Below are 13,497 nucleotides of genomic sequence, written 5' to 3'. Positions count from 1 at the left end.
TCCCGTCGCGCATAACAGGCTCTCGGCAGCACGGCTTGTCATGGATCAAGCGACGGCGCGGCCACCGTGTCGCGCATCGACGGCGCATCGCGGCCGAACGCCTCCAGCGCGCGCCGAACCGTCTCGACGAGATCCAAGGCGACCGGCGACGGGCTGCGCTGCGGCGGAAACACGGCCGCGAACTCGAAATCGATGCGCGGCAGGAACGGACGCACGGTAACGCCGCGTCCGTCGAACTCGCGCGCCGTGAACGGATCGCAGATCGCGACGCCCAATCCCGACGACACCATGCCGCACATGATCTCCGACAGCGTCGTCTCGACCCGCAGCACCCGTCTGACATCCTCGCGATGAAAGATCTGGTCGATGACATGCCGGCTGGTGGATCCGGCCGACAGCGAGATGAAAGTCTCCCCCTCGAAATCGCCGGGCATCAAGGCCTGCTTGGCACACAAACGATGACCGGCCGGAAGAACGGCCACGCGCGCCAGCGCCGGCAATTTGACGCTCGGCAAACCGGCATGGGCAATGGGGACCTCGGCAAAGCCGACGTCACATTGCGCATTCAGCACCCAGTCGATCACGATCGGCGAGATCACGCCGAAAAACGCCAGGTTGAGATTCGGCCGCTCGATCAGGAAGTGCCCGGCCAGCCGGGGCAAATAACCATTGGCCAGCGCCGGCAGCGCCGCGATCCGCAGCGTGCCGGTGCGACGGCCGCGGATCTCCTCGGCCGCCGCCGTGATGCGATCGAGCCCGACAAAGGAGCGCTCGACCTCCATGTAAAGGGCCGTGGCCGCCGCGGTCGGCACCAGGCCGGTGCCGCGCCGCTCGAACAGCTCCATCTTGAGCAGCGCCTGGAAGTCGCGCAGCAGGCGGCTGACCGCCGGTTGCGTCACCGCCATGAGCTTGGCCGCCTCCGTGACGCTGCCCGTCAGCATCATCGCCCTGAAGGCCTCGACTTGTCGCGAATTGATCCTGGCCATGGCCGCCATTCATAACATTTGAGCATGAATAGCTTGCCATTATTCATTGGACGATAAAAGGTGGGGCTGCGATCTTTTTCATCAGTTGGAGAGACGGCTCGTTTTTTAGGCTACCCGGCCGCAACGCGGGGTGGGACGTCCGAACGCGCAGCTGGATCTCACGGCGGTCCTCGAGACCGGCGCGCACATAAGGGGAGATCCTTCATGAAGCACCTGAACGTTCTGACGATGGTCAGCCTTGCCGTCCTCGCCTCGGCCTCTCAGGCCTGGGCTCAGCAGAAGACGCTGTACGTTGCCGGCTATGGCGGCTCGTTCGAGAAGACGATCCGCGACGAGGTGATCCCGCCATTCGAGCAGGCCAACGGCGTGAAGGTCGAATATGTCGCCGGCAATTCCACCGATACGCTGGCCAAGCTGCAGGCCCAGAAGGGCAACCAGCAGATCGACGTCGCCATCCTGGACGATGGTCCGATGTATCAGGCGATCCAGCTCGGCTTCTGCGACAAGGTGACGGGCCTCCCCGGCGATCTCCTCGACATCGCGCATTTCAAGGACGACCGTGCCGTCGCCATCGGCCTCGTGGCCACCGGCCTCATGTACAACAAGAAGGTGTTTACCGAGAAAGGCTGGGCGCCGCCGACCTCGTGGAACGACCTCAAGGACCCAAAATACAAGCAGCAGCTGGTCATTCCGCCGATCAACAACACCTACGGCCTGAACGCCCTGTTGATGCTGGCGAAGATGAACGGCGGCAGCGAGACCAACGTCGAGCCCGGCTTCAAGATCTTCAAGAACGACATCAATCCCAACGTGCTGGCCTATGAGCCCTCGCCGGGCAAGATGACCGAGCTGTTCCAGTCGGGCCAGGCCGTTATCGCGGTGTGGGGCTCGGGCCGTGTGCAGAGCTTTGCGAACACCGGCTTCCCGGTCGACTTCGTCTATCCGAAGGAAGGCGCCGTCAGCCTGCTGACGACGGCGTGCCCGATCGCCAAGACCTCGACCTCGCCTTTGGCATCGAGCTTCATCAAGCTGCTGCTCGATCCGAAGATCCAGCTCACCATGCTCAAGGAATATGGCTACGGCCCGGTCGTGAAATCCGTCGTGGTGCCCGACGGCGTCGGCGCGATGGCGCCGATCGGCGAGCGTGCGACCAAGGTCTATGCGCCCGATTGGACCGTGGTCAACGAGAAGCGCGAGGAATGGACCAAGCGCTGGAATCGCGAGGTCGAGCGCTGAGAAGTTTGCCGCGAGCTCTCTCTCGCACCGCTGCGCTCCCTCTCCCCGTTCTTCACGGGGAGAGGGCTGGGGTGAGGGGCAGCGGCCCGATCGGTACGAATTGTTAGACCTGTCCCCCCTCACACGGATGGCATCTTGCGATGCCATCCGACCTCTCGCCGCAAGCGGGGCGAGGTTGCAGCGAACGCGTTGCTAGACGCCGATGATGTCTGGCATTGCAGAAGCATCGCCTTGTCCAGCGCCATCCTTGTGTCGTCCCGGAAACCCGCATGTCCCTCCTCGAACTCGACCGCGTCGGAAAATCCTTCGGCCCCAACACGGCCGTCGAAGAGTTCAGCCTCGCTGTCACCAAGGGCGAGTTCATCTCGTTTCTCGGCCCGTCCGGCTGCGGCAAGACGACGACTTTGCAGATGATCGCGGGTTTCCTCGATCCGTCCCACGGCACGATTAGGCTCGAAGGCAAGGACCTCGTCGCCATGCCGCCGGCCAAGCGCGGGCTCGGCATCGTGTTTCAGAGCTATGCGCTGTTTCCGCACATGACGGCCGCCGAGAACGTCGCCTTCGGCCTCGAGATGCGCAAAGTGCCGCGCGACGAGCGTGACGAGCGCGTGCGTAAGGCGCTCGCGCTTGTCGGTCTGGCCGGCTACGAAGGCCGGCACCCGCGCCGCATGTCCGGCGGCCAGCAGCAGCGTGTCGCGCTGGCACGCGCGCTGGTCATCCGTCCGTCGGTGCTGCTGCTCGACGAACCCTTGTCCAATCTGGATGCGCGGCTGCGCGAGGACATGCAGATCGAGCTGCGCCAGATCCAGCGCAATCTCGGCACCACGACGATCCTCGTGACCCACGACCAGATCGAGGCGATGTCGCTGTCCGACCGCATCGTCGTGATGAGCAAAGGCAAGATCGAGCAGATCGGCACGCCGCAGCAGGTCTATGAGCAGCCGGCTTCGGCCTTCGTCGCGCAGTTTCTCGGCAAGACCAATGAGTTCGCGGCCGAGGTGGAGCGCACTGCCGGGCTAGCCAGGCTCGTTGCGGGCTCGTGGAGCGCGCCGGCGCCGGCCGGCGCCACCGGGACGGTGACCATCAGCGTGCGCCCCGAGCGCATCAGCTTCGGCAGTTCCGGCCTCGCGGGGCGGATCACCAGCCGCATCTTCCAGGGCAATCACTGGCTGTTCCAGTGCGACACGGAATGCGGCCCCGCGATCGTGATCCGTCAGAATGACGGCCAGCCGCAGCCGGACCAGGGCGAAACAGTGCACCTGATCTGGCAGGACTCCGACATGAGCCTGCGGGCGAGCGTGGCCGCATGAGCACGACCGTCTCCGCGAACCCGTCCGACGCGCGAACCGGGCTGACGCTGGCGCTGCCGGCATTGATGCTGTTCACCGGGGTCGTCGTGATTCCGTTGGCGATGACCGTGCTGCTGTCGTTCCATGATTGGGGCCAGTACAAGGGCATCGAGCCGGTCTTCATCCTGAAGAACTGGATCGAGATCGTCAGCGATCCCTATTACGCCGAGATGTTCTGGCGCACCTTCCGCGTCGCCGTCCTCGCCACCCTGATCACGGCGGTGTTCGGCGTGCCCGAGGCCTACATTCTCAACCGCATGCAGGGACCATGGAAAGGTCTCTTCCTGCTCATCATCATAGGGCCGCTGCTGATCTCGGTGGTCGCGCGGACGCTCGGCTGGGCGCTGTTGTTCGGCGGCAACAACGGCCTCGTCAACAAGCTCTTGATGACCTCCGGACTGATCGCCTCGCCGCTCCGCTTCATGTTCACCGAGACCGGCATGGTGATCGCGCTGGCCCATGCGATGATGCCGTTCATGGTGCTCGCGGTGTGGACCGCGCTGCAGCGGCTCGATCCGCAGGTCGAGAACGCCGCGCTGTCGCTCGGCGCCGGCTCGTTCACCGTGATCCGCCGCATCGTCCTGCCGCAGATCATGCCCGGCGTGCTGTCGGGCGCCATCATCGTGTTCTCGCTGTCGGCGAGTGCCTTCGCCACGCCCGCGATCATCGGCGGACGCCGGCTCAAGGTCGCGGCGACCCTCGCTTATGACGAATTCCTCAACACGTTGAACTGGCCGCTCGGCGCGGCGGTCGCCGTGCTGCTGCTGATCGCGCTGGTGCTGATCGTGGTCGGATCGAATGCGCTGATCGAGCGCCGCTATCAGGAGATGTTCCGATGAGCCGGAATGGTCCCGCCGCGCTGGTCTTCCACACACTGTTCGTGGTGTTCATGGTGGCGCCGATCGTCGTCGTCTGCTGGGTCGCGTTCACACCCGAGGGCTTCCTGTCGATTCCGACGACGAACTTCTCGCTGCGCTGGTTCAAGGCGCTCGCCAATTATCCGGAATTCGTCCATGCCTTCGCCGTGAGCCTGTGGCTCGGGGCGCTGTCGTCCTGTGTCGCGCTGCTGTTTGCGGTGCCGGCCGCGCTCGCGCTCAGCCGGTATCAGTTCCGCGGCCGCGACGCCCTGTCGGCGCTGTTTCTCTCGCCCTTGATGATTCCCCATGTCGTGCTCGGCATCGCCTTTCTGCGCTTCTTCACGTCGGCCGGCATCGGCGGCACATTTCTGGCGCTGGTGATCGCGCATGTGGTGGTCGTGTTTCCCTTTGCACTGCGGCTGACGCTGGCGGCGGCCACCGGCATGGATCGCTCGGTCGAGATGGCAGCGATCTCGCTCGGCGCCGACGGCTGGACCATGTTCCGCCGCGTCACCCTGCCGGCGATCCTGCCCGGCATCGTCTCGGGCTGGATGCTCGCCTTCATTCAATCATTCGACGATCTGACCATGACCATCTTCCTGGCAACGCCCGGCACCGAGACGCTGCCGGTGCGGATGTTCCTGTACATCCAGGACAACATCGATCCGCTGGTGACATCGGTGTCCGCCAGCGTCATCGCCATCACCATGACCGTCCTGATCCTGCTCGATCGCTGCTACGGACTCGACCGGGTGCTCACCGCCAAGGGCGGCGACGCAGGGCGATAGGAGAGACCATGATGAGAGATTACGACGTCGCCATCGTCGGCGGCGGCCTGCTCGGCTCTGCCATCGCCTGGGGGCTGGGCCGGCTCGGCCAGCGCGTCGCGGTGCTCGACGAGGGCGACATCGCCAAGCGGGCGTCCCGCGCCAATTTCGCGCTGGTCTGGGTGCAGAGCAAGGGACTGGGCATGCCGGCCTATACAGGCTGGACCGTGCGCGGCGCCAAGGCGTGGCCGAAGCTCGCGGAGGAGCTGAAGGCGCAGACCGGGCTCGACGTCGTGCTGCAGCAGAATGGCGGCTTTCATCTCTGCCTGGGAGAGGCCGAATACGAGCAGCGCAGCCAGCTCGTCGCGCGCATGCACAACCAGGTCGGTGCGGCCGACTACCACATGGAGATGCTGACCGCCGCAGCGGTGAAGAAGATGTTGCCGCTGATCGGGCCCGACGTGTCCGGCGGTAGCTTCTGTCCGTTCGACGGCCATGTGAACTCGCTGCGCACCTTCCGCGCGCTGCATGCCGGCATGAAGCAGTTCGGGGTCGACTATCTGCCCGAGCGCGCCGTCAGCGCCATTGCGCGCGAGGGCAACGAGTTCAGGCTGACCACGGCGCAAGGCGAGCTGCGGGCCGCCAAGGTCGTGCTCGCGGCAGGCAACGCCAACCAGACGCTGGCGCCGATGGTCGGGCTGTCGGCGCCGATGGGACCGACTCGCGGCCAGATCGTCGTGACCGAGCGCACGATGCCGTTCCTGCCGCATCCGCTGACGACGATCCGCCAGACCGATGAGGGCACGGTGATGATCGGCGACAGCAAGGAGGACGAGCTCGACGATCGCGTCCAGAACCATCCGATCAACGCCGTGATGGCCGACCGGGCCCAGCGCATGTTCCCGCATCTGGCGCGCCTCAATGTCGTCAGGAGCTGGACCGGCATCCGGGTGATGCCGAAGGACGGCTTCCCGATCTACGAGCAGTCCGAGACCCATCCGGGGGCCTTCGTCGCCTGCTGCCATTCCGGCGTGACCTTGGCCGCCAACCACGCCTTCGAGATCGCCCGCATGGTGAAGGACGGCGCGTTGGCGCCCGAACTGGTCGGCGCCTTCACAGCCAAGCGCTTCGCCGACGAAATCGGCGCGGGCGGCAGTGGCTATTACTGAGATCGCGGCGAACGCCGCCACGGAGACGATGATGTTCAAACGAGCTGAGGATGATGGCAGGCGAGCGCTGACCATCCATGTCGAGGGCCAGGCGATCTCGGCGCGCGAAGGCGACACGGTGTCGGCCGCGCTGCTCGCCTCGGGTCTCGACGTCAGGCGCGACACCGCGGTGAGCGGCGCCAAGCGACTGCCCTACTGTATGATGGGCGTATGCTTCGACTGCCTCGTCACCATCGACGGCGTCGGCAACCGCCAGGGCTGCCTCGTGCCCGTGGCCGAGGGCATGCAAATCGAAATCCAGAAGGGCAAGCGGGAGATCGGCAAATGAGCGCCGCGCCGAAGCATGAACAATACGACGTCGTCGTGATCGGCGCCGGTCCGGCCGGACTCGCCGCGACAACCGCAACGGCCCGCGCCGGCCTGTCGACGCTGCTGCTCGACGAGAACGCCGGTCCCGGCGGCCAGGTCTGGCGCGCGATCGGCGCAACGCCGGTCAAGAATGAAGCGCTGCTCGGCGCCGATTACTGGTCGGGCGCCGAGATCGCCAGGGCCGCCCGCGACAGCGGCGCCGAGATCATCCATCGCGCGACGGTGTGGAGTCTCGACCGCAATCTCGAGCTCGGCGTCTCCGTCGGCGGCGGCTCGGCCTTCATCAAGGCCAAGCGGGTCATCATCGCGACCGGCGCCCAGGAGCGGCCGTTTCCGATTCCAGGCTGGACCCTGCCCGGCGTGATGACGGCCGGCGCGGCGCAGACGATGCTGAAATCGTCCGGCCTGGTGCCGGATGGCCCGACGGTCCTCGCCGGCCAGGGACCGCTGCTGTGGCTGCTCGCCGCGCAGATCCTGCGCCTCGGCGGCCGCATCGACCGCGTGCTCGACACCACGCCGCGCGCCAACTACCTGGCCGCGCTGCCCCATGCCTTCGCCTTCATGACCTCGCTTTATTTCGTGAAGGGGCTGGCGATGATGCGTGAGGTCCGCGCCAAGGTGAAAGTCACCACCGGCGTGACGGAGCTGGCGGCGGCGGGCACGGACCGGCTGGAGTCGGTCAGCTATGTCACGGCCGGCGGCCGGCGCGAGAGGCTGCCGGTCGAGCTGCTGCTGCTGCATCACGGCGTGGTACCAAACGTCAACCTGGCGATGGCCGCCGGTGTCGAGCATCGCTGGAACGAGCTGCAATTGTGCTGGACGCCCGTGCTCGATGCCGACGGCAACAGCTCGATTCCGGGCATCACGATCGCCGGCGATGGCGCCGGCATCGGCGGCGCGCAGGCGGCGCTGTGGCGCGGGCGCATTGCGGCAGAACGCGCGATCAAGGCGCTTCGCCCGACCGCCAAGGTCTCCGATCTTTCACCGCAGTTGAAGCGCGCCGAGCGCGGCCGCACTTTTCTCGACGTCCTGTTCCGGCCGGCGAAGCAATTCCGCATTCCGGACGGAGACACCATCGTCTGCCGCTGCGAGGAGATCACCGCCAAAGACGTGCTCGATTCCGTCGCAATCGGCGCGACTGGGCCGAACCAGCTCAAGGCCTATCGCCGCACCGGCATGGGCCCCTGCCAGGGCCGGCTGTGCGGCCTCACCGTCACCGAGCTGATGGCGGAAGCGCGCGGCAAGAGCCCGCAGGAGATCGGCTATTATCGGCTGCGCGCGCCGGTGAAGCCGATCATGCTGTCGGAGCTCGCAAGCCTGCCCAAGAGCGACGAGGCCACCAAGGCGGTGGTGCGCGGATGACGATCAACACGGATGCCATCATCGTGGGTGGCGGCATCCACGGCTGCTCGACCGCGCTGCATCTCTGTCTCGCCGGCTTGAAGCCGGTGCTGATCGAAAAGGACTATGCGGGCCGCCACGCCTCCGGCGTCAATGCCGGCGGCGTGCGCCAGCTCGCGCGCGACGTCGCCGAGATTCCGTTGTCGATCCGGTCGATGGGAATCTGGGAGAGCATCGCCGCACTGGTCGACGATGATTGCGGCTTCGAAAGCCATGGCCAGGTGCTTGTCGCGGAGAACGCGGCCGAGCTCGCCGCCTGCCGTGAGCGGGTCGCCGATCTCAACGCGCGCGGCTTCAGCCATGAGGAGCTGATCGACAGCGCCGAGCTGCGCCGGCTGGTGCCGGCGGTGGCAGAGAGCTGTCCTGGCGGGATCGTCTCGCGCCGTGACGGTGCGGCACAGCCCGCCAGGACCACGACGGCGTTTCGCCGCAAGGCCGAGCAGCTCGGCGCCATCATCCGCGAGGGCGTGACCGCCAGCAACATCCGCAAGGAGGATCGGCTCTGGCGCGTCGATGTCGGCGATGACACCTATGCCGCCCCCATTCTGGTCAATGCCGCCGGCGCCTGGGGCGGCCGCATCGCCGCCGGGCTCGGCGAGCCCGTGCCGGTCACGACCGTGGCGCCGATGCTGATGATCACCTCGCCGGTCCCGCACTTCATCGATCCCGTGGTGATCCTGCGCGGCCGCAAACTGTCATTCAAGCAGTTCAAGAACGGCACCGTACTGATCGGAGGCGGCCATCTCGCGGCGCCGGATCAGGATCGCAACGAGACGGTGCTCGACTGGCGCAGCCTCGCCATCAGCGCGCGCACCGTGTTCGAGCTATTCCCGGTGATGCGCAGCGCCACCATCATGCGGGCCTGGGCCGGCATCGAGGCGCGCATGCAGGACGACATCCCGGTGTTCGGGCCAAGCGCCGTGCATGAGGGCCTGTTTCACCAATTCGGCTTTTCGCTGCATGGCTTCCAGCTCGGCCCCGGCGCGGGCGCCGTGATGGCCGAACTGATCGTGCATGGCGGCACGCAGACCCGGATCGGAGAGCTCAGCATCGAGCGCTTCCGCAACGCTTCCCCTTCAGCAACAGCATGAGGACAGCATGACCATCACCCGCAAGATCCGCTCGGCCATCCATCACCGCATCGTCGAAGCCAATGGCTTCGTCTTCATCGGCGGCACCATCGCCGACGACACATCGGTGTCGATGGGCGAGCAGACCCGCAACATCCTCGGCAAGATCGACGGCTTTCTGAAAGAGGCCGGCACCGACCGGTCGCGTGTCGTCTCCGGCCAGATCTTCGTGACGGACTTGTCGAAGAAGAAGGAGATGGATGCTGCCTGGACCGAATTTTTCGGCGAGGATCTGCCGACCCGTGCCACCGTCGGCGTTGCCGATCTCGGCGGTGGCGCGCTGATCGAAATCGTGGTGACCGCGGTCAAGGGCTGATCGCGCCGCGGCCGTTGCCGGCCCGGCGGTTCGGATCGGCGCAGACGCATTGGGATGACGGGCCGCCCGGCCCGTCCCCCAGACTCATTCCAGATCGATCGGCTGATAGACGCCCGTCTTGTCGAGCTGGGTGCCCCAGACCTTGTGCAGGGCCTGGTGATCGCCGCGGCTCAGATTGAGCGCGGCGCCGAGCCCCATGTCGAGATTCCGCGTGCTCTCCAGCGTCTCCACCAGGCGTTCGGTGTCGAGCTGCGGTCCGCAGCGCTTCAGCGCGTCGATCAGCAGGTTCGCCGCGATATAGCCTTCGAGCGAGATGTAGTCCGGCACCTCGCCGGGCGCCACCTGGGCCAGCGCCGTTTTGAATTCGAGCACGGTGCTCGAATAGCCGGAGACGGCCGGCACGGCCTGCGTCACGATGACATTCTCGGTGAAGCGCGGTCCCAGCAGCATCAATTCCTGCGCCAGCGCCGTGGCGCCGACGATCGACATGTTGGTGTAGATCATGCCGGGAAACAGATCGCGCGTCTTCTCGATGAATTTCGCCGCCGGGCGCGTGGTGCCGACCATCACGATCGCCTTGATCGGCACCCTCTGCTGCTTCAACTGGGCGACCGCCTCGTCCATGTCGATGGAGTTGCGGTTATAGACCAGCCGCAGGATCGTCGAGTCGTTGAGACCGGCGGCACGATAGGCCTTGGCGACACCGGCGAAGCCCTGCTCGCCCAGATCGTCATTCTGGCCAAACACGGCGATCTGGTTCGGCCTGATCTTGCGCATCTTCAGGAGATAGCGCACCGCGGCGTCGGCTTCCTCGACGAAGCTCGGCCGGTAGTTGAAGACATAACGGTCCGGCGGATCGTGCCGCACCACGCTGCCGCCGGTGAACGGCGCGAAGAACAGCACCTTGCGCTCGAGCGCAAATGGCACGGCGACCGCCGCGGTCGGCGTGCCCAAATTGCCGAGAAAGCCGAACACCTGCTCCTTGTCCCAAAGCAGCTTCATCGCGTCCAAGGTCCGCGTCGGTTCGAAACCATCGTCGGCGGCAATCAGCTTGAGCGTCCGGCCATGGACGCCGCCGCCGGCATTGGCCCGCGCGAACGCCACCTCGATACCGCGCTTGTAGCTCTGCCCGTTCTCCTTGGCGCTTCCCGTGTAGGGGATCACCATTCCGAAGCGGATTTCCTGATCGGTCACGCCTCGCACTTGGCCAGCAGCGGCCGGCCGTGCAGGGCTGGCCGCATTGCCGGCGAGCGGCGCGGCGGTCGGCGCCGGCGGCGCGCCGACGCTTCCTTCGAGATCGGCGAGCTGGCGTTCGACCAGCCTGCAATCGGCCCGTCCACGATTCACCGCAGTCCGGCCATCGGCGATGTTCTTCTCGAACTCGCGGGCCAGCTCGTTGCGGTCGTTCGGGTTGGCCGAGGCCTCGCGGATCGCCTGCTGAAACTTGCCGAGCATCACTTGAACGCGGCGTGTCGCGATGCTGGTGCAGGCCTGGGCAGAACCGAGGATCGGGCCGACACGGCCGGCCAGCTCGCGGACCACGTTCACACTGTCGGCCGCGGCGGCCCCACTCGCATGTGCGGCGATGATGACGGCGGACAACACCGCCGGTCGAAGCGAATGCCGCGTGATGCACGAGGCGAAAGACAGATATTGCATCTGGTAGACCGAGACCTCCGTTGCTCTCCGCCGCGCGTCTCGCATAGACCGAACGCAAGGATGAGGCCAACCGGGATGACCATCGATTGCGGTAATTCGGATATCGTCATGACGATGGGGAATGCCGGAAACATCGGGAAGAAAATTCTGCTAGCCGGCCCCGACAGTCGGAGCCGGTCAATTCTTCCTGCCGCCGCTTGGATCGCGCGAAAGCTATTGTTTTCCCGTATCCCGCAGCGTTGATGTCCGAATACCGCCGATTGTGACTTGCGTCCGTGTCTGGGCAAAGACACGACATTCCCGGCATCTACGACCGCTTTGAGTTCAGATGAGGGCAAGCGCGACGCAATGATGCCGCAGCTGCATTGGCCCGGATCGAACTAACACCTCGGGTTTCAACGACAGCTGCGGCCTGATCTCGAGTTGATGAAAGGCGCGCACTCGACGGACCGTCTGACCAGGCGGTCCGTCGAATGATAGGCTCTGAATATCAGTTAGCCTGACGGATTGAGCACGATGGTCTTGTCCTTCGGCCAGCGCACCCGCCACGCAAACGAGATGTCCTTCGTCTCGCCGGGCTTGGCATCGACGATCCATTCGGTCACCCCGCGCCGGTCGCGAACATTGAGCGATGTCGGCGGCGTCGTGGAGGGCAGCATCTCGACCGCGATCTCCTCATTCTCGCTGACCGGCAGCTGATCCTGGATCGCGACCTTCACCGGGAAATCATGCGCGTTCCGAATCGTGGTCTTGAAGGCGCGCTCATCGATCTTCGCGGTCGTCACGATCAGGCCCGCCGAGCCTTCATTGCGTTTGATCACGCTGCGCTCGATCTTGACCTTGTCATCGGCGCCGAAGCCGACGCGAACCGGCTCGCCCTTGCCGGCATGGGCCATGTTCGAGGTGCCGACGAACATGCCGTCCCGATAGATCGAGACCTTGCCCGGCAGCAGCGGCGCGTCCTCGGTCTGCGGGAAGCTCGCTTCGAGATAGGCGGTGGGATCGACGATGGGCGCCGAACGGATGATCAAATCGGGCGTGATCGTCGCGGTCGAGATGCGCAGATTCTTGGCGCCCTCATTCGCCCCGACAGTGACGCGGCCGGGAAGACGGAAGACGGTCTGGAACGCGCTGATCTCCGCGACCGTCTCCTGCTCAAGGGCCTTGTCCGCGACGTCGCCAAAGCTCGTCCCGCCGTTGAACCGGAATTCCTGCCGGATCTCCGGGAATCCGCGTGCCGCGCTGGGAACCGCCGGCCTCGGCGGCGGCGGATATTGCGCGATCACCGTCTTGAGCTCGGGCGCGCTGCCGCCCCGTCCCGTTCGCACCGTCGAGACCGAGAGTGCGACATCGGACCAATCCTCGCCGGTGGCCTGAAGGACCTCCGCGCGTCGCACCAGTTCCAGCGCCGGCTTGCGGTCCTTCGCCGACGTCTCGAGACGCGCGTCGTAAAGCGGCATCCAATGGGCGTTGCGGACCGTGTAGGTCACACGCAAGACAGCCTTGGTCGCGGCCGCGGCCGAGAGCTCGATCTGAACCTCCAGCTTGCTCGGCGGCTTGTCCGCGCGATCCGCCTGCAGCCGCGCAATCTCGCGGTCAATGTCGCGCTGCTTGCGCTCGGCGTCGCGGATCGCGGCATCGGCCTGGCCGACCTCCTCGCCGACCGCGGCAAAGGCGTTGCGCCACTCCGCGACAGGCCGTGCCTCGCCCTTCTCGCCGAGACCGGCCGGCGACGCCGCGGCGAACCGCTCGGCAAACTTCTTGCGCGCAAGGGCGGCAGCAATGGCACCGTCGAGATTGGCACGCTCGTCCTTCAAGCTCTCGATGCGCTTGTCGATCTCCGGCACGTTGGCCGACGGAGCTGCGCGCGGCGGCTTGGCATCGACGGTGCCGATGACGAGTTTTGCACCGGCCTCGCCCTCGACGCGCAGCGAGGACGCATCGAGCCCGAGCGGAAAATCCTTGGCGATCGCCGTCGTATCACCGGCGGGAAGGTCGAGCGCGATGACTCGCGTGACGCTGGCGCCGTCGGGATAGACGGTGACGGCATCGACGGTCGAGGTCACGTCGCGGTTGGCAGCATGGCCGGGCGCAGCACTCAGCGCTGCGCCGAGAACGAGCCCCGTGGCCGTCAGGCCTCTGTGTCGCATGATCATCACTTTCTCCGCAGCCCAGCGCCCACGAGACCGGATCAGCCGGCCCTTCATCGGGCTTTTAGACGTGGGGAAAGTGAAGCGGGTTCAATCAGGTCCGAAGAC

The 13,497-nt window shown here is 65.9% G+C and carries 12 protein-coding genes; 9 read left to right on the top strand and 3 right to left on the bottom strand.

Annotation, left to right across the window (positions count from 1 at the left end; all coding sequences use genetic code 11):
• Positions 1 to 38: 38 nt before the first annotated feature.
• Entirely contained in the window at positions 39 to 986 is a 948-nt protein-coding gene (locus tag BBTA_RS08560; RefSeq protein WP_049795480.1) for a LysR substrate-binding domain-containing protein, read from the bottom strand.
• A 204-nt stretch (positions 987 to 1,190) separates the two neighbouring features.
• Here BBTA_RS08560 and BBTA_RS08555 point away from each other — a divergent pair, with 204 nt between their 5' ends.
• From BBTA_RS08555 to BBTA_RS08515, 9 genes are all read left to right on the top strand, one after another.
• On the top strand, positions 1,191 to 2,222 hold the full coding sequence (locus tag BBTA_RS08555; RefSeq protein WP_041750490.1) for an ABC transporter substrate-binding protein: 1,032 nt from the start codon (positions 1,191 to 1,193) through the stop codon (positions 2,220 to 2,222).
• Between the two features lie 269 nt (positions 2,223 to 2,491).
• A complete protein-coding gene (locus tag BBTA_RS08550) occupies positions 2,492 to 3,532 on the top strand; it encodes an ABC transporter ATP-binding protein (protein WP_041750489.1) in 1,041 nt (346 codons plus the stop codon).
• Positions 3,529 to 4,410, top strand: coding sequence for an ABC transporter permease (locus BBTA_RS08545; RefSeq protein WP_012042068.1), 882 nt, complete (start codon positions 3,529 to 3,531; stop codon positions 4,408 to 4,410). Before BBTA_RS08550 ends, BBTA_RS08545 begins: the two co-directional genes overlap by 4 nt.
• Positions 4,407 to 5,216 (top strand): ABC transporter permease, encoded by an 810-nt coding sequence (locus BBTA_RS08540; RefSeq protein WP_012042067.1) that lies wholly within the window; start codon positions 4,407 to 4,409, stop codon positions 5,214 to 5,216. Before BBTA_RS08545 ends, BBTA_RS08540 begins: the two co-directional genes overlap by 4 nt.
• An 8-nt stretch (positions 5,217 to 5,224) precedes the next feature.
• Positions 5,225 to 6,364, top strand: coding sequence for an FAD-binding oxidoreductase (locus BBTA_RS08535; protein WP_041750488.1), 1,140 nt, complete (start codon positions 5,225 to 5,227; stop codon positions 6,362 to 6,364).
• Between the two features lie 31 nt (positions 6,365 to 6,395).
• Positions 6,396 to 6,692, top strand: a complete 297-nt coding sequence (locus BBTA_RS08530) for a (2Fe-2S)-binding protein (RefSeq protein WP_012042065.1) — start codon at positions 6,396 to 6,398, stop codon at positions 6,690 to 6,692.
• A complete protein-coding gene (locus BBTA_RS08525; protein WP_041750487.1) occupies positions 6,689 to 8,095 on the top strand; it encodes an NAD(P)/FAD-dependent oxidoreductase in 1,407 nt (468 codons plus the stop codon). Before BBTA_RS08530 ends, BBTA_RS08525 begins: the two co-directional genes overlap by 4 nt.
• The gene (locus tag BBTA_RS08520; protein WP_012042063.1) at positions 8,092 to 9,225 is read left to right on the top strand and encodes an FAD-binding oxidoreductase; all 1,134 of its coding nucleotides are present in this window, start codon (positions 8,092 to 8,094) and stop codon (positions 9,223 to 9,225) included. Before BBTA_RS08525 ends, BBTA_RS08520 begins: the two co-directional genes overlap by 4 nt.
• A gap of 7 nt (positions 9,226 to 9,232) precedes the next feature.
• On the top strand, positions 9,233 to 9,580 hold the full coding sequence (locus BBTA_RS08515) for a RidA family protein (protein ID WP_012042062.1): 348 nt from the start codon (positions 9,233 to 9,235) through the stop codon (positions 9,578 to 9,580).
• An 84-nt stretch (positions 9,581 to 9,664) separates the two neighbouring features.
• Here the strand turns inward: BBTA_RS08515 and BBTA_RS08510 are convergent, their stop codons facing one another.
• The gene (locus BBTA_RS08510) at positions 9,665 to 11,239 is read right to left on the bottom strand and encodes an ABC transporter substrate-binding protein (RefSeq protein ID WP_041750486.1); all 1,575 of its coding nucleotides are present in this window, start codon (positions 11,237 to 11,239) and stop codon (positions 9,665 to 9,667) included.
• A 494-nt stretch (positions 11,240 to 11,733) separates the two neighbouring features.
• Positions 11,734 to 13,389 (bottom strand): mucoidy inhibitor MuiA family protein, encoded by a 1,656-nt coding sequence (locus tag BBTA_RS08505; RefSeq protein WP_012042060.1) that lies wholly within the window; start codon positions 13,387 to 13,389, stop codon positions 11,734 to 11,736.
• Between the last annotated feature and the right edge of the window lie 108 nt (positions 13,390 to 13,497).

Source organism: Bradyrhizobium sp. BTAi1 (genome assembly GCF_000015165.1).
Classification (GTDB): Bacteria; Pseudomonadota; Alphaproteobacteria; order Rhizobiales; family Xanthobacteraceae; genus Bradyrhizobium; species Bradyrhizobium denitrificans.
The sequence above is the reverse complement of the archived record's forward strand: the minus strand, read 5'-3'. Positions and strand labels throughout refer to the sequence as shown.